Raw genomic sequence first — 19,208 nt, 5'->3', positions numbered from 1 at the left:
CAGAAAGTGGGCAGGGACCCCCCAGCAGGACGGACATGCGGGGGCTCGCACCCGCGTTTTTTCTCTACTGGTGAAACTTCAAGGGGGGTCATATTCATGCCCACTCAATTACAGATTGCGGAACACCTTGACCTCGACCAGTCAGCGGTTTCGCGCTTCGTCGACAAGATCGGTCTTGATTACCGGGACGCGACGATTGATGACGTGCGTCTCGCATACATTCGGCATCTACGCGAGATGGCTGCTGGCAGAGGAAGTAATGGTGGCCTCGATCTCGTTGCAGAGAGAGCGAAGACAGAAATCGTCGAGCGCGAACTGAAGCTGCTGGCGCTTGCGGAGAAGAAGCGCGAGCTTGTCAACGCACAACAACTTGAACGTGCCTACGGCGAGATGGTGACTGCGTTTCAGATTGAGCTGTTGGCCTTCCCGGACAGCTTGGTCCAAGAACTACGCACGTTGTACGGCGTGGACGTCGATGTCGAATGGCTGAATGAGCACATTTATGGATTTCTTGATCAACTATCTCGATACGGCTCAGACGGTGAAGGACGTCATCCGCCGACTGGCTGCGCTGCTCCGACCGCCGGAGAAGATTGGTACGACGGAGTGGGCGACAAATTACCGCCGGATGAGTGCGAAGGCGGCGGCGAAGCCCGGACGCTATAACCCCAACGTCACGCCGTGGGTTATCGGCATGCACGCTGCGCTAGACGATCCAAAGGTGCAGAAGGTCGTGTGCATGAAGTCAGCGCAGGTCGCATGGACCGATGGCGTACTGCTCAACTACATCGGCAAGCGGATTGACGTTGATCCGTGCCCAATGATTGTGATGTTTCCAAAGGAGGGCGCTGCGAAAGATTTCAGCAACGAGAAATTCAAGCCCATGGTGGAGGTGACGCCGCGCCTGCTATCAAAGTTGCCAGTTCAGGCTCGACGAGACAAAAACAACTTGTGGTATCACAAGACGTTTCCTCGTGGGTTCTTGAAGTTCGTTACCTCGAATTCACCGACTGCGGTTAAGTCGACGCCGGCCCCCGTGGTGGCGGTGGAGGAGCCCGACGACGCGAACACCAACGTGCGCGAGCAGGGTGACTCGATCACTCTGCTAGAGGAGCGGACCAAGAGCTATTCGGACAGCCGGCGCAAGGTGATCTTCGGCGGCACGCCAACGGTCGATGGCTTCTCGCGGATCCAGGCGGCGTATCACGCGTCGGACCAGCGCGTGTTCCTCGTGCCTTGCCCTGATTGTGGCGAAGAGCACGAACTGGCATGGGAGAACGTTACCTGGACTGATGACGCTGAAAAGCCGCATGAAGTGTTCGGGCGGGCGCGGCCTGATTCGGCCCGCTACATCTGTCCGCACTGCGGATCGTTGTGGGACGATGCCGCAAGGATCCGGGCGGTGCGCAAGGGGCGCTGGCTCGCAACGGCGCCGTTCCATGGTGTTGCGGGCTTCCGGCTGAATGAGCTTGTGTCGCCGTTCCCCGGCTCGCGTATGCCGGAACTGGTCAAGAAGTGGCTCACGGCCGAAAAGGCGCTGCTCGCGGGCGACGACACGAAAATGCGGTCGTTCGTGAACAACTCGCAGGGGCGGCCCTACAAGTACAAGAGCGACTTGCCCGAGCTGGATGAGCTGGCCGAACGCGCGATGCCCTATGCGGCATTCACGGTGCCGGCAGGCGGCCTGCTGCTGACGCTGGGTGTCGACGTGCAACACGATCGGATCGCGCTTGTTCTGCGCGCATGGGGGCGGGGCGAGGAAAGCTGGCTGGTCGTGTGGGACGAGATCCATGGCAACGTGCTGCATCAAGACGAGAATCCGCTCGAAGGTGGTGTATGGGGCGCGTTGACCGAGATGCTGATGAGTGGCTATCGCCACGAAACCGGCGGTGTGCTCCGGATCCGCGCGATGTCGATCGACTCGTCGGACGGCTCGACGTCGGACGCCGTCTACAAGTACGTGCGAGCCGCGCGGCGAGTCGGCCTAAATGTCATGGCGATCAAGGGCAGCACCGATGCGAACGCGGAGGTTTTCAGCGTACCGAAGCAGTCGGTCGACTCGACACGGAACAACAGCAAGGCGGCGAAGTATGGCTTGCGCCCATTCATGGTGGGCGTGAGCAAGGCGAAAGACCTGATTCTCGAGAATCGTTTCAAGCTGGACGGCGAGGGGCCGGGGCGCATGCACTGGTATGTCGGGGTGCGCTCCGACTACCTGTCGCAAGTCACGGCCGAGGTGAAGGTTCCGGGGCGCATCGGTTCGAAGCGAGTCTGGCAGAAGAAAGCCGGTGCCCGAAACGAGGCGCTGGACTGCGAGGTCTACGCCCTGCACGCGGCTCGCAGCGTGAAAACGCACATGATGACGGAAGCGCACTGGAGCGTGGAGCAGGTCCGCATCTCGCAGTCGTCGTTGTTCGAGGCAGTGCCGATTCTGGAAGCGCTGCCGTCCGCGTTGCCGATCGAGGAAGTGCCGGATCCGCCGGCCGAGTTGGTGCCGTCCGAGACGACGGAGCCGGCGCCTACGCAGCCGGTGCCTACTCAGCCGGTGCCGCAACAAATCAAACCCGCCGAAACCCCGCCACCGAGCGGGGTTTCGCGCATTCAGGGGCGTCGCATGGGCCGGTCGAGCTATCTCGGGCGGCGCTAGGAGGTAGAGCATGGCATACACGAGGCAGGATCTGGAGCGCGTCCAGTCGGCAATCGCCAAGGGCGAGCTGGAGGTGCAGTACGCCGACAGGCGCGTGCGTTACCGCTCGATCAGCGAGCTGCGCGACGCGCAAACCGAGATCGTTCGCGCACTCGACGGGGCGGCTGGCCGGCCCCGCATGTTTCGCCTGCGGCATGCCGGCAAGGGGGTGCGATGAGTCGCGCTTACCCCTCGCTCGCGCAGCGCGGGTTTGTCGTTCCGACTCGGGTGAAGGCGGCGGCGTACGAATCGGCCAGCACGGTCGGCGCCCGTGCGAAGGCGTGGCGCGTGTCGGGCGCCGGGCCGAACGCGGCGGCGGTGCAGAACCTGCCGTTGATGCGAGCCCGCGCACGGGACGCGATCCGTAACGATCCTTGGGCGAAGACGGCCATCGGCCGGCTGGTGTCGAACACGATCGGTGCCGGCATTCAAGCGCATCCGCAACACCCGATCGATGCGATCCGAAAGGAGCAAAAGCAACTTTGGGAGGACAGCGGGGAGGAGATCGATGCCGATGGCCGATACGATCTGGCGGGCGTGCAGAGCCTCGCCGCGCGCTCGTTCTTCAGCGACGGCGAGGTGCTGGTGCTCCGGCGAATGCGAAACCTGCGAGACGGGTTGGCTGTCCCGATGCAGATCCAGGTACTGGAAGGCGACATGCTGCCGATGGACAAGAACGAGATCGTGGCCGGCGGGGAGATCATCAACGGCGTCGAATTCGATCACGATGGCCGGCGCGTCGCTTATCACCTGCATCGGCGGCATCCCGGCGAATACGGTCGCGCGTCTTTCCCAAGCGTGCAGACCGTGCGCGTGCCCGCCGACCAGATCGCGCATGTGTTCCAGGCGCTGCGGCCGGGGCAGGTGCGCGGCGTGCCCGAGCTGTCGACGGTGCTGCTGCGGTTGCGCTCGCTCGACAACTTCGACGATGCGGTGCTGTTCCGGCAAGAGGTCAGCAACCTGTTTGCCGGCTTCATCGTCAAGCCGCATTCGGAGCCGGGCTTGATTGGCGATCCGATTACTGGCGCCGCTGTCGATTACGACGCGGACGGTTTCTCGCCGGTGGTTTCGCTCGAACCTGGGGGCATGCAGGAACTGGCGCCGGGGGAGGACGTGCGATTTGCGTCGCCGCCGGGCGCTGGCACCGACTACGCGCCCTTCATGCGGCAGCAATTGATGGCGGCGGCGGCCTCGGTCGGCATGCCCTATGAGGTGCTGACGGGCGATCTGCGCGACGTCAGCGATCGAGTGCTGCGGGTGATCCTGAACGAATTCCGGCGGGCGGTCGAGCAGATCCAGTGGAACGTCTTCATTCACCAGTTCTGCCGTCCGGTCTGGCGCTGGTGGGTCGACGCGTGCGCGCTGTCGGGGGCCATGTCGATGCCGGACTACTACCGCAGGCGCCGGGACTACTTCCGGGTGCGATGGGTGCCGCAAGGATGGCCATACATCCATCCGGTGCAGGACGTCACGGCCAAGCGCATGGAGATCCGCTCAGGCTTGGCGAGCCGGTCGGGCGCCGTGCTCGCGCGAGGCGACGATCCGGAGCAGGTGGACAACGAGAACGCGGCGGACCTTGCACGCGAGCAGCGGCTCGGGCTGCGCTACGACACGCTGGTGCCGGTCGAGGACACGAGCAGCAATTCGAATGGGGATGACGAATGAAAGGCAAAAAGAAGTGGTGGGACATCCGCGCGCAGGCGAACGCGGATGGCGGTAACGACGTCGAGATCCGGATCTATGGCGACATCGGTTTCTGGGGCACGGACGCCGAGCAGTTCGCGGCACGGCTCGACGAGGTCGGCTCGTCGGCGGCATCGATCGTCGTTGCGGTCAACTCGATGGGCGGCGACGTGTTTGATGCCTTCACGATCTACAACCTGCTGCGGCGCTACCCCGGCAAGACGACGGGGCGCGTCGACGGCATCGCCGCGTCGGCCGCATCGCTGCTGTTGATGGGGTGCAGCCAGATCGTGATGCCATCCAACGCGATGCTGATGATCCATAACCCGCATACGCTCGCGGCGGGCGACGAGGGCGAATTGCGCCGGTTGGCGGATCTGCTGGGCAGCACGAGCGCGAACATGCTGACGGCGTACGCCGAGCGCAGCGGACAGACCGAGGACAAGGTGCGCGAGCTGATGGACGTCGAGACCTGGCTGACGGCGGCGCAAGCCGTCGAGCTGGGATTCTGCGACGCGATCGAGGAACCGATTCGGATTGCGGCGTACGCCGGCGCCCAGCCGCTCGTCGCGCGGTTCGCGGCGATGCCCGAGCAGGTCCGCGCCCTGGTCGATGGCGAGCCCGAGGCGCCGCCGAATCCGCCTGTCGATCCGCCCGTGGATCCTGTCGATCCGCCGGCCCCGCAAGATCCGCCTGCGCCGCCGCAGGCGCCGAATGTCGCGGCGCTGGCCTCGCATGTGTACGCGTCGTGCCGCGACGCGCGGATCGAGCACTGCGCTGAGGGCATCGTGCTCGCGACGGGTCTGCGGGATCGCGCAACGGTGGACGCGGCGATTCGCACCGCGCAAGACATCGCAGGCATCTGTCTAGCGGCCAACCTGACCGAGCTGACGGCCGGGTTCGTGTCGGACGGTCTGAGCCCGGATCAAGTTCGCGCGCGGCTCTATGAGCGCGTGACGGCATCCCAGGCGCATATCAATCCCAGGCAGACGCCGAGCAGCCCGAGCGAGCCGGTGATCGCCGCAAACGCGCCGCGTGCGGCCTCCATCTACGCAGCCCGCCGTAGCGGCGGAAAGTAACTTTGACGTCCCATGAGGAGGGGCAAACCATGTCGATTGTGAAGGAACAGGGCATTCTCCCGGCCGAATTTCTGGTGTCCGAAGGCAACGGCCAAATCTCTCGCGAGCAGATCGTCGTCAAGGCCGGGCCGGCGCTGCCCGCCGGTCAGGTGCTCGGCGTGACGAACACGGGCGAATATGCCCCGTACGACAACAAGGCCGAGGACGGCGCGGAAGTCGCGGGCGCGGTGCTCTACGCGCCGCTGGCGGCGTCCGACGAAGCGCGGCCGGCGACGGCCATCGTCCGACTCGCCGAGGTCGTGGGTGGCTTGCTGACGGGCCTGGATGCGGCGGGGCGTACCGATCTCGCGGATCGCCACGTGATCGTCCGCTGATCGAGAGGCAAGACAGGCTCACGAAGGCCACGCAATGCGTGGCCTTTTTCTTTTCCATTTCCAGGTTGGAGGTTGTATGGCGGATATCGCCCTGTTTCAAGACGACGCTTTCTCGCTTTCGTCGCTCACGGCGGCAATCAACGATCAGCCAGCGGTGCCGGGCCGCGTCGGCACGCTCGGGCTGTTCGAGGAAGACGGTATCACCACGACGACGGTCCAGATCGAGCGCGACGGCGATACGCTCGCGCTCGTGCCGGCCGGCCAGCGCGGATCGCCCGCCCCAGTGGTCGGTGGCAGCAAGCGCAGCATGATCCCGTTCAACACGGTCCACCTGCCGCAGCGCGGCTACATCGCGGCCGACGAGGTGCAGAACCTGCGTGCGTTCGGTTCCGAAAGCGAGCTGGAGGCGCTGTAGACGGTCGTGAATCGGCGCCTCGCCAAGCTCCGGCGCCAACTGGACGCCACGCACGAGTTCCATCGCATTGGCGCGATCAAGGGCGCCGTGCTCGACGCGGACGGCAAAACCGTGCTGATCGATCTGCTGAAGTATTTCGGCATCAAGCAGACGGTGATCGGCTTCGAACTGGACAAACCCGAGACCGAGATCCGCACGAAGTGCAGCGAGGTGCAGGACGCGATCGAGGACGCGCTCGGCGCGATGACCTACACGGGCGTGCGCGTGTTGTGCGGCAGGACCTTCTGGAACAAGCTGATTGTCGCGAAGACGGTGAAGGAAACCTACCTTGCGACGAGCATGGCGGCGGCACTGCGCGGTGACGCGCGTGATGCGCTCGACTTCGGCGGCTGCACGTTCGAGCGGTATCGCGGGCGTGTCGGCGACGTCGGCTACGTGGCCGACGACGAAGCGCATGCCGTGCCGGAAGGGGTGCCCGACCTGTTCATCTCGCGCTTCGCGCCGGCCGACTACGTCGAGGCGGTCAATACGACGGGCCTGCCGTACTACGCGAAGCAGGAGCTGGCGCCGTTCGGCAAGGGGATCGACATCGAGGCGCAGTCGAACCCGATCCATCTCTGCACGCGCCCGAAGGCGCTGATCAAGCTGAAGGCTTGAGATGCGGTTCCGCGATCTGATGGCGGACGTCGATGCCGCCGTGAAGCGCGATCTGGCCGACGACGACGTCACGATCGACGGCAAGCCGGTGCAGGGCATGTTCGCGGCGCCGTGGCTTGGGCCGGATCTCGGCTCACGGCGCACGCAGCTGGTGGCGCCTGTCCTGCACATCACGGATGCCGATGCCGCGGTCGTCAAGGTCGGTAGCATCGTCGTGGCCGGCGGGAACCGCTACCGCGTTCATGAACTGCAGCCGGACGGCACGGGGTGGACGGTCTTGATCTTGGGGTAACGCATGGACCTGCTGAAAGTCGAAATCGACGTGAAGGGGGCGCTCGAAGCGCTCGCCGCTCTGCCGCCTGCCGCGATGCAGTCGGCATGGCGGCGAACGCTCCGGAAGACAGCGGCCTGGATCAAGAGCCAGACGGCGAAAGATGTCGGCCGCGCAACGGGTATACAGCAGAAGGTGATCCGACAGCGGACGTATTTCTACATGCGGTCTGCCGATAGCGGGAAGGTGTGGCTCGGCCTCAATCCGATCGGGGCACACCGGCTCGGCGCCGTGCGTCGGACGCGCAAGGGCATTCGCGCCGGCAAGACGCTGTTCGAGGGCGCCTGGCGCATGACGGGGAAGGCGCCGGACGGTCCCGTGTTCCGCCGAACCGGCAAGGGGCGCACGCCGATCGAGGTGGTGAGGTTCGATTGGGCGCATGAGGGAGATCCGGCCTTTCGTCGGGCTGCCCGAGCGTGCGAGCAAAGACTGCTGGCGGTACTGCGGCAGGAGGTCAACTACGAAATCCAGAAGGCGGTGGGCCGTGCTCGATAACCTCAAGCAACTGCACGACGCGATAGAAACCGGGCTGCGTGCCCGGCTCGTGGGGCTCGACCGGGTGCTTGCTTATCCGGGGATCGGGAAGTCGATCGAGACGCCGCTGGTGGCGATCGAGCTGGCCGAGCTGGAACCAGGGCACGACGACGGCACGGGCCGCGTGCCGTTGATCGGGCGGATGCAGGCTCGCATCGTCGTCGATCCGCTGGTCCCCGGCGCGGACATCCTCGTGCGCGAGCTGTCCGCCCGCGTGCTGCGAGCCGTTCACGGAGAGACCTGGGGATTGCCGATCACGCCGGGCAAGCAGATCGGATCGGCGGCCGAAGACCCGTTCCGGCCGGATCTCGATACCTATCTGGTGTGGCTGGTCGAGTGGGTGCATGAATTCGACCTGGGCGAGATAGTCGAGCCGCCACCGCAGGGCCGGGAGATCCGCTGGGGCGTCTACCCGGAGACAGGAACTGAGCATCAAGGCGACTACGTCAACGTGGCAATCGCAGAGGAGGGGCGACAGTGAGCGACTACGAGCTGGGCGAAATGGATCGCCGCATGGCGTGCCTGACGCAGTCGGCCATCGTGGAGGCGGTGACCTACGATCCGCCGCGCGTGAAGGTGCGCATCGGCGATTGGGTAAGCGACTGGCTGAAATGGCAAGCCGGCGCGGCCGGTGCGGTTCGCCAGTGGCGTCCTCCCTCCCGCGACGAGGAGGTCGCTTTGTGGGCGCCGTCCGGCGATCTGGCGGCAGCCTTCGTCGCGCCCGGCTACTACACGGATCAGCACGGCGGTGCTGGCCGGACGAGCCCGGATGAGACGGCCATCGATTATCCCGATGGGGCGTTCGAGCAATACAACCATGCAACGCACGACTACACGCTGTCGGTGCCGGCCGGTGGCCGGATCCTGTTTCGCATCGGCTCAACCGAGTTCGAGCTTCGGGCTGATGGTGCTACGCTCCGGAGCGACAAGCTACTCGCCGAAGTGCCGGATTCGACATTCACGGGCAACACGACGACGGAGCGGCTGCTGACCTTCAACGGCGGCATGCAGGGACGGCCGGGAGACGGGCAGGGCGTAGCGGTGAAGGTCGACGGCGGTGCGGAATTTACGGCGGATGTCGTTGCAGCTGGCACGTCAGTTCACGGGCACCAGCACCGCGAGCAGGGGGACGGTGAGCTTGTGAGTCCACCGGTTTGATGGAATCTGTAGTTTTCGACAGCTATCGAACTTTCAATTGTTGTGTATGTTCCTCGCGCGGCTGAGTGTCGCGCAAAGATACGTCATAACAATGAGGGCCTATAGATGAGTACTGTCGAAGAGAAGAAATCAGAGTACATGCGTCTGCGAGACTGGCCGTGGCCAGTAATCGCGTCTGTCATTGGATTGTTGTTGTTGGGTATTGCATACTCATCCGGGGATGCATATTACAAAGCATTCATGAAGCAATTTTGGATCGAGGCTGAAGCGTTTCCAATAGATAAATCCAGGCATCTAATATTATCGGTGTGGGGAGGGTTGAATGCATCGATAGCGGTTCAGAAATGGCTTGGAGAAAATTGGGAACGGTTGCTCTGGATGATTTTGGGTCTGTTGGCATACATTGCCGTCTGGGTGCTCTTTGAGAAGGGGGCAACGTGGCTTGCTGCTCGTTTGCGATTTCGAAAAGATGGTACTCCTAGGTCGTACACAATTTCACCACTTTTTTTGCGCTATCTCAGTTTCGTATTTTGGTGGGTATTCGGCGCCAGTACTTTTTTTGTTTTGAGTTGGGCAATTCCAGTGGTGCTTGCGATACCGTCGGGTATTGGCGAGGCGGTCGGTAATAGTATTGCTTCCGACTACAAGCATGATTTAGATCGTGGTTGCGCAAAATCGGAGGAGCGTTGTCAAATCCTCGTTAAGAACGGTCAGGAGGTGGCCCGTGGCTATGTGATTGCGCAATCCCCTACGCGTATTGCGCTGTACTACGACGGTAACACTCGTCAAATACCGATGGATGGGATCGAAATGCGAACAGCGGATCGAGCGCTTCCTCGTTGATTCGAAGTGCCCACCGCAAAGTTACTTGCCCCGCCTAGTGCGGGGTTTTTCATTTCTGGAGATGCATATGTCGAAACAGGTAGACGTTTCGGTGCCGGTCGTGTTCGTCGATACCGAGTATCGCAGCCGCGTCGTGGTGTTTCCTGACGGCTCCTTCATTCCGGTGCTCGCCGGAAAGGCCGAGGTGACGGCGCCCGAGCACGTCGCCTATCTGGAGTCGAATCCGAGTTTCACGCGGATCCCGGCGAAGGAGCAGTCACGATGACCCTGGTCGGGATGTGCCGCCGCTCAGGGCGGCTGATCAGCGGCGTCGAACACCTGGTGCAGAGCATCGGCGACATCCTGAGCACGCGCAAGGGCACGCGACGGCAGCGGCCGGAATACGGCTCCGATCTCCCGGCCATGGTTGACTTGCCCGTGACGCGCGGTTGGATCTCGGCCGTCCAGGCCGAGGCGGCCGGCGCGATCGGACGGTGGGAGCCGCGTATCAAGCTGGATCGGGTCGCGGTGCAGTCGGTTGTCGACGGCAAAGTAACTTTCCTCATTGCCGGTCGTTATGACGATGGCGATGTCGTGTTCGAGGTGACGGTATGACCATGATCGATCTCTCGGCGATGGATCCGCCGGATCTCGTTGAAACGCTCGATTTCGAGGCTGCCTATCAGCTGAAGCTGGCTCATTTCAAAGGCATCTACCCGGATTGGACTGCGGCGCTCGAATCGGACCCGGTGGTCAAGCTGCTGGAGTTGGCGGCGTACGACGAGGTTCGATATCGAGCGCGTATCAATGATTGCGGGCGGGCTGTTCTGCTCGCCTGCGCGACCGGGGCTGATCTCGAACATCTCGCCGCGCTTTGGAACATCAAGAAAGAGATCGTCGATCCCGGCGATCCCGATGCGCATCCGCCGGTTCCCGTGACCTACGAGAAAGACGATCGCCTGCGCCTTCGCACGCAGATGGCGATCGAGCAGGCGACGACGGCCGGGCCGGCGGGTTCGTATCGGTCGATTGCGCTCAACGCATCGGCCGACGTTGCGGACGTGCGGGTCGATCGCGGTGTGCCGGGCGTCGTCCGCGTGGTCGTGAAGTCGCAATCGAACGGTGGGGTGCCAAGTGCCGCGCTGCTCGATGTGGTTCAACATGCCCTGACGCCCGAGGATCGGCGCCCGCTGAACGACACGGTGCAAGTGCTGCCCGCTCGGCCGGTCGACTACTCGATCGTGGCGGACATCTACGTCGGTCGCGGCCCTGATCCTGACGTCGTGATCGCCGCACGTCGCTTCGATCTCGATATTGCGGTCAACGATGGCGCCCGACTGCGCAATGGCATGCCGCGCTCGGCGATCACCGGGGCGCTGCATCCGAAGTCGTCGGGTGTCGTTCGGGTCGAGCTGACGGCCCCGGCTGCCGACGTCGAATGCGAGTTCGACCAGTTCGCGCGGTGCGCGTCGATCACGCTGAATGCGAAGGTGAAGGATGACGACTGAACCGCTCTTGCCGGCGAATCAAACCTCGCTTGAGGCGGCGCTCGCTCAGATGATGCGGCCGAGCGTCGAGCCCGACATCATCCGCACGCTGTGGGACGCGGACCGCTGCCCGGCTGCGTTCCTTCCGTGGTTGGCGTGGTCGCTTCAGGTGGACGGGTGGGAACTGGCCGAGTCCGACGAGGCACGCCGCGAGCTGATCAAGTCGTCGCTGGCGATCTATCGGCGCAAGGGCACGCCGTGGGCGATTCGGGAGATCGTACGGCGGCTCGGGTTCGGCGAGGTGGATATTCAAGAGGGGCGTGGCCTTGCTCGCCGCGACGGCTCGGCACGCCGCGATGGGCGCTATCTGCATGGCGGCGACGGTGCCTGGGCCGAATACATCGTCACCCTGCGTCGTGCCGTGACGCGCGACCAGGGCGAGAAGATCAAACGGGCGATCGAACGCTACGCGCCGGCCCGCAGCAGGCTGGCATGGCTGGATTTCTCCGAGGTTGCGATCCGGCACAACGGCGTCGCGACACGCAACGGGCAATTTACACGAGGGATTATCGGAACATGGCCAATCTGAAAGAGGACAGTGCCTGGGTAGACGGTATCTACCAGTTGGAAACGTCGGATCCCGTGCAGGGTGGCCCCGATGGTGTCGACAATGTGCAGGCAAAGCAACTTGGGAGTCGCACGCGATACCTGAAGGATCGTGTCGACGCGACCGACAAGCGGGTCGATGCGATGGGGCAAACGGTGGCGGGCCTCGGCACCGACAAGCTTCCCATCGCAGGCGGAGCGATGAAGGGGGCATTGCTGGGAAAGCCCGGCGAAATTACGGCGCTCAACAAGCTGAATGCGGGCTTCGTGTTCGATGAGGATACGGATACCGGGATGTTCTCGCCGCGTGACGGGTATGTGCAGATCGGAGGGAACGGGGTTTCGCACTTCGAGATTCGCGACGGGAATACGTTCGTTGGACCGGAGGCCGTCGCTGGTCTGCTCGTGCTCGTCACGGGAGCCGCCGAGCGGGCTCGCATCACATCCGATGGTCGCATGCTGGTCGGTACGCAAGGGGGCGACGACGGCGTAAGCCGGCTTCAGGTTGCTGGCACGGTTCGAGCAGACGGGGTGGTGTCGGACACGCCGGATGCGGGCGGTGCGCATTTCCGTGCGCGCTATGGCGGCTATGGTGCGTATCTTCGTAACGACGGATCGAGCGTCTATCTGCTTTCGACGAAAAAGGGCGACCCGTCCGGGCAACCGAACGACTACCGGCCATTCGCGTGGAATCTCGGGACCGGCTACGTCACCATCGATGCCGGTGGCCATGGCACGGCGATCGGCGGCAACGCGACGATTGTTGGCGATGTGCGGATCGGACACGGCTTGGACGAGGGGCACGCGCGAATCGGCCCCCTAGATGGTTACTTCTATTCGAACAAGACCTCTGTCGGTTGGTGGTCGCCGACAGTCGGATCGTTCCAGTATGTGGCTCAGGACCGAACGTTTCGCGTCGACGGCTACCTCGTCTGGCACAGCGGCAACATGACACCGCTCGATGCCAATAAGGGGGGCGTGATCGGCGGCAATGTGACTTTTGCTGCCGGGCAGCGGCTGTTTCTGGACGAAGGCAGCGCAGCATTCCCTTCGCTCGCGTTCGTGAACGATGGCGTCCCCGATACCGGCTTCTACCACGCTAGAGACGGTGTCTTTGGTGTGACCTGCAATGGCGAGGTCACGGTCACCTTCGCGCAAGAGGCAACCTATTTCCAGAAACCAGCGGCCGGGCCTTCTCCGGCACCGGACGACAGCTCGCTGCGCTTCGCCACGACGGAGTGGGTCACGGCTGCAATTGGCACTGCATCGATCGGTCAGATCGTCATGGAGGCGCGGACGTCGCCGCGTGCGGGCTATGTGAAGTGCGACGGCTCGCAATACAAACGCGCGGACTATCCGGCGCTGTGGGCCTATGCACAGGCCAGCGGTGCACTGGTATCGGAAGCCGAGTACACGGATGGGCGATGGGGCGGTTTTTCGACCGCCGATGGGCAAACGTACTTCCGTGTTCCGGATCTTCGTGGCGAATTCCTGCGCTGCTGGTCGGACGGACGCGGGGATGTCGATCCCGGCCGCGCAATCGGCTCATTCCAGGGCGGTCAGAACCAGGCCCATGCGCACGGCGCGTCCTCGGATCCCGATGGTGCTCATGTGCATGACGCATGGACTGGTGGTGCCGGTTGGCATAGCCACCACGGCGTGACAGGAGGCGGGGGGATGCACAACCACGCCAATGGGGTGTTTAGTCGGCTGCTGCGTCCGCCTTATCTCGGGTCGCTCACGGGATCAGACACCGATGGCAGTGGTAATGAACAGGCTGTGGGAGGCGGTGATTCGGCAGATATCGCGTGGGCGGGGGAACACCAGCACGAATTCTGGACGGACGGTGCTGGCGATCACGTTCATGCCGTGGGCATCGGCAATGCCGGCGGGCACGCGCACGCGATCCACGTTCAAGCCGATGGCGGCGCCGAAGCGCGTCCGCGCAACGTCGCGTTGCTGGCGATGATTCGCGCCTATTGATGAGGGAGAAGACATGCTTTGCAACCACTACGACAGACAGACGGGCCAATACCTGAGCAGTACGCTGGCTGATTCGGATCCGAAAGACGACAGCCGATGGCTCGAACCAGCATTTTCGACCGTTACGCCGATACCCGAGCGCAAGCCGCTGACGTGGCCGTTCTGGAAGGACGGCGCCTGGGTACTGATGCCCGACTATCGTGGTCGCGTGCTGTATCGAACCGATACCGGCGAGCGATCCGAGATCCTGGCAGCCGGCGTTACGCCGGCCGACGCCGGTCTCACCGAGACGCCACGGCCGTCCGACGAGTATCGCTGGAGCGATGGCGCCTGGGAGATCGACCCGGACATCGTGGCACGCAAGGCCAAGGAGCGGGCGACGGCGGAATTTCAGCATCGGCTGGCGAACGCACAGACGAAAAACTACGGTCGAGCGGACGCGCACGCGGCCGGCCTGCTGACGGATGTCGAGGAGGCGCAGTTCGCTGCGTGGTCCAAGTACCAGATCGATCTCGTACGCGTCGTGAATGCGCCGGACTTCCCGGCCTCGGCAGTGTGGCCAGTCGAACCGGACGACGAAGCGATCCGCCGCGACGTCGAGGCGAAGCGAGCCGCTGCCGCAGCGGCGGTGAAAGCAGCCGAGGCACAGCAGGCGGCGGACAAGACGGAAGCGGCCCAGGCTGGCCGGGTCGACCCAGATCGCGTGTCGGATGCCGACAGCGCTCGTGAAAAGTAACTTTTCAGACATTGATTCAATCATTCATAGAGCCGCCCACTTGGGCGGCTTTCTCATTTCTGGAGACCGGTATGGGAGCAACATCGTTTTTCCATGGCATCACGACGACGATCGTCGACTCGGGGCCGCGCACGATCGCCGTGCCGTCGTCGTCGGTGGTGGGGCTCGTTGATACGTACGCACCACGTGTCGGTCTGGCGCAGCCGAACATGCCCGTGCAACTGACGAGCTATCGCGATGCGGTGATGGCGTTCGGCGACACGAGCGCCATCGCGCGAGCTGCGCGCGCGATCTATGCGCAGAGCCGTGCGGTGATCGTCGCGGTGGGCGTGCCGGCCGACGGCGACGAGGCGCAGCGCACTTCGGCCGTGATCGGGGGCGTGACGGCAGGCGGAGCGCGTACGGGCATGCAGGCGCTGCTCGATGGGAAGTCGCGGTTCAACGCACAGCCGCGTTTGCTGATCGCACCGGGACACTCGGCCAAGCAGGCGGTCGCGACGGCGGCAGACGAAATCGCGGCGAAGCTGCGCGGAATCGCCGTGATAGACGGCCCGAACGAGGACGACGAGGCAGCGATTGCCTATGCGCAGAACTTCGGCAGCAAGCGGCTCTACATGGTCGATCCTGGCTCGACGATGTGGGATACGACGGCAAACGCCGATGTCGCGGTGCCGTCGTCGGTGTTCGCGGCCGGCCTGTTCTGCCAGACCGACGCCAACATTGGCTTCTGGGCGTCGCCGTCGAACAAGGAAATCACGGGCATCACGGCAACGGCTCGGCCAATCGAATACCTCGATGGCGACGAGACCTGCCGCGCGAACCTCCTGAACAACGCCAATATCGCGACCATCATCCGCGACGGCGGGTATCGGCTGTGGGGCAATCGGACGCTGTCGGCGGATCCGAAGTGGAAGTTCGTCACACGCGTGCGCACGCTCGACATCGTCATGGACGCGGTCCAGGCCGGGCACAAATGGGCGGTGGACCGCGGCATCACGGCGACCTACGTTAGCGACGTGACGGAGGGGCTGCAGGCGTTCATGCGCGACCTGAAGCGCCAGGGTGCCCTCATCAATTTCGAGGTCTATCCGGATCCCGAGCTGAACACGGCCAGCCAGCTGGAGGACGGCAAGGTGTACTGGAACATCCGCTTTACCGATGTACCGCCGGCCGAAAACCCAATTTTCCGCTTCGAGGTCACCAATCAGTGGATGACCGAAGTGCTCGATAACCAGGTCTAAGGGGGAAAGATGGTTCCGGAAACTCTGTACAACTGCTCGGTGGCGGTGGACGGTCGCGGGTACGCTGGCCGGGCGACGGGCATGACGCCGCCGAAACTGAAACTCAAGACCGACGACTACCGCGCGGGCGGCATGGACGCGCCGTCCAAGGTCGACCAGGGCATGGAAGCGCTCGAAGCGTCGTTCGCCATGGCGTCCATGGAACACGACGTGCTGAAGTATTTCGGCATCCTCGACGGGAACGCGTTCAGCGGCAATTTCCGCGCGGCTTTCAAGGACCACTACGGCAAGGTCAAGTATGTCGGGGCGTTCTTTCGCGGCAAGCTGACCGAGGTGGATCCGGGCGAGTGGAAGCCGGGCGAGAAGGCGGAAACGAAGTACACCATCGCTGTCGATTACTACCGGATGGAGATCGACGGGGCCGTGGTTCACGAGATCGATGTGTTCGCGTGCAAGCGCGTGGTCAATGGCGTCGACCAACTGGCCGAGGTGCGTAAGGCGCTCGGCATGTAGCGCGGCCGGCTGGTCACGAGCAAAGTTACTTTTCACTCAACGGCGGGCCGATGGCTCGCCGTTTCTCTTTGAGGACACGATATGGACAAGGTCACCGTCACGCTGGCTTACCCGATCAAGCTGAACGGCGTCGAGTGCGACAAATTCACGATGCGCCGCCCGAAGGTGCGCGACATGCGCGGCGCGCAAAAACTCGCACCGAAAGACGAGGAGCAACAGGAGCTGATCCTGTTCGCTTCGCTCGCCGAGGTGTCGCCGGACGACATCGAGGAGATGGACATGGCCGACTACGCGCGCGTGCAGGACGCCTACTACTCCTTTCGATCCGTACGCCAAGACGGACGCCAAGACGCTGAAGGCGCTGGCGAGGCGGCTCGCGCTTGAGTTTGGCATGTCGCCTGCCTCGATTGACGACATGACGATCGACGACATGATCTGGTGGTTGACTGACTGAGAGGTGCGGACATGGCAAAGGATATCGCCCTGGGCATCGTGATCGGGGGCGCCGTGTCGGCGACGTTCGGCAAGGCGATCACGGATACGACGTCGAAGATCGACGGTATGAAGAAGCGTGCGAACGATGCTCGCCTCTGGCAGCGGCAGATTGGCGAGACGGTCCGCCTGCAGGAGGAGTTCCGGCGGCTGCATGCCGCCGGGGATAGCGCGGCGGATGGCATCCGCCGCAAGCTGGACAGCAACCTGAAATCGTTGCGCGACGCGGGTGTCGAGGTGAGCAAGCTCGATCGCGCGTATGCCCAACTCGGGCGCACGGCGCGGGGGCTCGATCTGAAGGCGGCCGGTTTCGAGCGGATGGAAGCCGGCAAGGAAGCGGGTCGCGGGGTGATCGGTGACGCGGTCAAGCTGTCGGCGGCCGTGGCGGTGCCTGCGACGATCGCGGCTAACTATCAGGCGATCATTCGCGACATCTCGATCAAGGCCGGCATCGCGCGCACGCAGCAAGAGGCGGCGATGGGCGTGCGCATCCGCAAGGATGCGGCGGACAACGGGATCGGCCGCAACGAGCTGGCCGACGCCATCAACCAGATGGTTGCGGGCGGCATGGATCTCGACCGGGCGCTCAACTTCGGGCCGCTGGTCGCGAAGTTTGCGATCGGGCAGGGCGCGACAACGGTCGAGACGGCGAAGATGATCCAGGCGCTCCAGCAGAACGCAGAGATTGTCGATCCGCGTCAGATGTCGAAAGCGCTGGAGGCGATCGCTTATCTCGGCAAGGAAGGGTCGTTCGAGTCGGTCGACATGGCGCGGTGGTTCCCGGTGCTGCTCGCCGAAATGAAGAAGATCGGCATCACGGGGCAGGATTCCGTCACGCAGTTGGGCTCCATGCTGCAGGTGCAGATGAAGACGGCCGGCGGCGCCGACGAGGCTGCGAACAACCTCAAGAACTGGTTTTCGAAGATCGGCTCGGGGGAGACCGAGCGCAACTACGCGAAAGCCGGGGTCGACTACCAAGCGAAGATGCGCGAGGCGATCGGCAAAGGCTGGTCGACGCTGGAGGCGTCGTTTGTGCTGGCTCGTGCGTACATCGAGCGCGTGGATCCGGAGAGGGCGAAGCAACTGGCTGGCGCGGCCAAGCAGTTCAATGCGGAGATGGATCCGGCGAAGCGGCAAGCGCAGATGGATGCGTTCGCCGAGACGATGAAGACCGGCGATCTGTTCAACGATATGCAGGTCAAGGCGGCGCTGACGGCCTACATGCAGAACGCGGATCTGTACAACGAGCTGAAGACCAACGCGCAGAAGGCAAGCGGCGAGATCCAGAAGGATCTCGAAGCTCGCCGCGAGACGTCCAAGCAGATCTGGAGCGAGGTCGGCCAGCAGTGGGACGACGCGATGCGCAGCATCGGCGACGCGTTGCGGCCGGTCACGGATCTCGCGGGGAAGGCGGCAAAGGGGCTCGGCGGCACGGTGCGCGAAGCGGCGGACAAGGCGCCGGGTGTCACGGCAGCGGTGGTTGGCGTGGCCGGCGCGGCCGTCGCCTATCGCGGGGCAAAGGCACTTTGGAACATCGGGCGCGGTGTGTTCGATATCGCTCGCGGCACGGTTCTGGGCCGTGGCGGGGGAGGCTCCGGCGTCCGTGGCGATGGAAAGGGCGGTGCAGCGGGCAGGGCGCTCGATGCCCTCGCCGGTTCGGCTGGCGGGGTGCAGCGGGTGTTCGTCGTGAACATGCCCGGAGGCGCGGGTGGACTCGGCGGGGGCGGTTTGGCCGATGTCCCGGCGAGCGGCGGTAAGGGACGGGCAGGTGGAGGTGGTGCCGCGCGCGGCGGGCGCATCGGTCGTGCCCTGCGCGCCGGGCGCTCGCTCTTCGGCAAGGTAGCGCCCTATGCCGGAAAGATCGCGCTGGCCGGGACGGTCCTGAAGGTTGGTTTCGCTGCGAAGGACGCGTATGCCGTCGCGTCGAGTACCGAAACGCGCGAGCGTAAGGCGACGCAGTTCGCCGGGATTGCCGGAAGCCTTGCCGGAGGCTTCGCGGGCGCGAAGATCGGCGCTCTAGTCGGTGCCTTCGGTGGTCCGATCGGCGCGGCCGTGGGAGGCGTGATTGGCGGTGCGATCGGCACCTTCGCGGGCGACAAGGCATTGAGCGCGATCGCGCGCAAGGTGTTCGAGCATAAGTCGAGCGAGCCGCCGGTCAGCGCGGAGGCGGTCGCGAAAGCGGCGGTGGCAGGTGCCGGCGACCGCGCTACGCCCCGAGCTGGCCTACGCGTCGAGCAGACGAACACGTTCGCGCCCGTCTTCCATGTACGTGTGGAAAGCAACGAGGCGGACGCGGCCGAGAAGTTTCTGGCGCGGGTCAGTCCGACGTTGACGCGGATGATGGCCGAGCAGCAGCGCAAGACAACCAACTTTTCGGCGATGTTTGATGCGCCGCATCTATGAGGGTAAAG

Annotated in this window: 21 protein-coding genes and 1 pseudogene; all 22 read left to right on the top strand. The window is 64.0% G+C overall.

Annotated elements, in window-relative coordinates:
• Nucleotides 1–96: 96 nt before the first annotated feature.
• The 22 genes and pseudogenes from KS03_RS29970 to KS03_RS13350 all read left to right on the top strand — a co-directional run bounded on the left by KS03_RS29970 (nt 97) and on the right by KS03_RS13350 (nt 19,200).
• Nucleotides 97–666: a hypothetical protein gene (locus KS03_RS29970; protein WP_015876669.1), complete on the top strand. Its 570-nt coding sequence runs from the start codon at nt 97–99 to the stop codon at nt 664–666.
• The gene (locus tag KS03_RS13445) at nt 554–2,647 is read left to right on the top strand and encodes a phage terminase large subunit family protein (RefSeq protein ID WP_325162584.1); all 2,094 of its coding nucleotides are present in this window, start codon (nt 554–556) and stop codon (nt 2,645–2,647) included. The genes KS03_RS29970 and KS03_RS13445 overlap by 113 nt, the downstream gene beginning before the upstream one ends.
• A gap of 10 nt (nt 2,648–2,657) precedes the next feature.
• Nucleotides 2,658–2,864 (top strand): phage head-tail joining protein, encoded by a 207-nt coding sequence (locus KS03_RS13440; RefSeq protein WP_013698685.1) that lies wholly within the window; start codon nt 2,658–2,660, stop codon nt 2,862–2,864.
• A complete protein-coding gene (locus KS03_RS13435; RefSeq protein WP_015876667.1) occupies nt 2,861–4,351 on the top strand; it encodes a phage portal protein in 1,491 nt (496 codons plus the stop codon). The genes KS03_RS13440 and KS03_RS13435 overlap by 4 nt, the downstream gene beginning before the upstream one ends.
• The gene (locus KS03_RS13430) at nt 4,348–5,448 is read left to right on the top strand and encodes a head maturation protease, ClpP-related (protein WP_015876666.1); all 1,101 of its coding nucleotides are present in this window, start codon (nt 4,348–4,350) and stop codon (nt 5,446–5,448) included. Before KS03_RS13435 ends, KS03_RS13430 begins: the two co-directional genes overlap by 4 nt.
• A gap of 29 nt (nt 5,449–5,477) precedes the next feature.
• Entirely contained in the window at nt 5,478–5,822 is a 345-nt protein-coding gene (locus KS03_RS13425) for a head decoration protein (RefSeq protein WP_015876665.1), read from the top strand.
• A 76-nt stretch (nt 5,823–5,898) separates the two neighbouring features.
• Nucleotides 5,899–6,894, top strand: a pseudogene (locus tag KS03_RS13420) (major capsid protein).
• A 1-nt stretch (nt 6,895) separates the two neighbouring features.
• A complete protein-coding gene (locus KS03_RS13415) occupies nt 6,896–7,186 on the top strand; it encodes a head-tail joining protein (protein WP_015876664.1) in 291 nt (96 codons plus the stop codon).
• Between the two features lie 3 nt (nt 7,187–7,189).
• Nucleotides 7,190–7,720, top strand: a complete 531-nt coding sequence (locus tag KS03_RS13410; protein WP_015876663.1) for a phage tail protein — start codon at nt 7,190–7,192, stop codon at nt 7,718–7,720.
• Complete coding sequence (locus KS03_RS13405) at nt 7,710–8,240, top strand: hypothetical protein (protein ID WP_015876662.1); 531 nt, start codon at nt 7,710–7,712, stop codon at nt 8,238–8,240. The genes KS03_RS13410 and KS03_RS13405 overlap by 11 nt, the downstream gene beginning before the upstream one ends.
• A complete protein-coding gene (locus KS03_RS13400; RefSeq protein WP_015876661.1) occupies nt 8,237–8,917 on the top strand; it encodes a phage baseplate assembly protein V in 681 nt (226 codons plus the stop codon). The genes KS03_RS13405 and KS03_RS13400 overlap by 4 nt, the downstream gene beginning before the upstream one ends.
• 105 nt (nt 8,918–9,022) lie before the next feature.
• Nucleotides 9,023–9,760 (top strand): hypothetical protein, encoded by a 738-nt coding sequence (locus tag KS03_RS31375; RefSeq protein WP_015876660.1) that lies wholly within the window; start codon nt 9,023–9,025, stop codon nt 9,758–9,760.
• A 67-nt stretch (nt 9,761–9,827) separates the two neighbouring features.
• Nucleotides 9,828–10,025, top strand: a complete 198-nt coding sequence (locus KS03_RS13395) for a hypothetical protein (RefSeq protein ID WP_015876659.1) — start codon at nt 9,828–9,830, stop codon at nt 10,023–10,025.
• Nucleotides 10,022–10,354 carry a GPW/gp25 family protein gene (locus tag KS03_RS13390; RefSeq protein ID WP_015876658.1) on the top strand — a complete coding sequence of 111 codons (333 nt, stop codon included), beginning with the start codon at nt 10,022–10,024 and terminating at the stop codon, nt 10,352–10,354. The genes KS03_RS13395 and KS03_RS13390 overlap by 4 nt, the downstream gene beginning before the upstream one ends.
• A complete protein-coding gene (locus KS03_RS13385; protein ID WP_015876657.1) occupies nt 10,351–11,247 on the top strand; it encodes a baseplate assembly protein in 897 nt (298 codons plus the stop codon). Before KS03_RS13390 ends, KS03_RS13385 begins: the two co-directional genes overlap by 4 nt.
• Nucleotides 11,237–11,815 carry a phage tail protein I gene (locus KS03_RS13380; RefSeq protein ID WP_015876656.1) on the top strand — a complete coding sequence of 193 codons (579 nt, stop codon included), beginning with the start codon at nt 11,237–11,239 and terminating at the stop codon, nt 11,813–11,815. The genes KS03_RS13385 and KS03_RS13380 overlap by 11 nt, the downstream gene beginning before the upstream one ends.
• Complete coding sequence (locus KS03_RS13375) at nt 11,803–13,815, top strand: phage tail protein (RefSeq protein WP_015876655.1); 2,013 nt, start codon at nt 11,803–11,805, stop codon at nt 13,813–13,815. The genes KS03_RS13380 and KS03_RS13375 overlap by 13 nt, the downstream gene beginning before the upstream one ends.
• 13 nt (nt 13,816–13,828) lie before the next feature.
• Nucleotides 13,829–14,551 (top strand): tail fiber assembly protein, encoded by a 723-nt coding sequence (locus KS03_RS13370; RefSeq protein ID WP_015876654.1) that lies wholly within the window; start codon nt 13,829–13,831, stop codon nt 14,549–14,551.
• 71 nt (nt 14,552–14,622) lie between these two features.
• Entirely contained in the window at nt 14,623–15,792 is a 1,170-nt protein-coding gene (locus KS03_RS13365) for a phage tail sheath subtilisin-like domain-containing protein (RefSeq protein ID WP_015876653.1), read from the top strand.
• A gap of 9 nt (nt 15,793–15,801) precedes the next feature.
• The gene (locus KS03_RS13360) at nt 15,802–16,305 is read left to right on the top strand and encodes a phage major tail tube protein (protein ID WP_015876652.1); all 504 of its coding nucleotides are present in this window, start codon (nt 15,802–15,804) and stop codon (nt 16,303–16,305) included.
• 81 nt (nt 16,306–16,386) lie between these two features.
• On the top strand, nt 16,387–16,689 hold the full coding sequence (locus KS03_RS13355) for a phage tail assembly protein (protein WP_015876651.1): 303 nt from the start codon (nt 16,387–16,389) through the stop codon (nt 16,687–16,689).
• A gap of 81 nt (nt 16,690–16,770) precedes the next feature.
• A complete protein-coding gene (locus KS03_RS13350; protein WP_017432369.1) occupies nt 16,771–19,200 on the top strand; it encodes a phage tail tape measure protein in 2,430 nt (809 codons plus the stop codon).
• Nucleotides 19,201–19,208: the final 8 nt, after the last annotated feature.

This window comes from Burkholderia glumae LMG 2196 = ATCC 33617, assembly GCF_000960995.1.
Lineage (GTDB): Bacteria > Pseudomonadota > Gammaproteobacteria > Burkholderiales > Burkholderiaceae > Burkholderia > Burkholderia glumae.
Note: the sequence above shows the minus strand (reverse complement) of the source record. Positions and strands in the feature narration are given on the sequence as shown.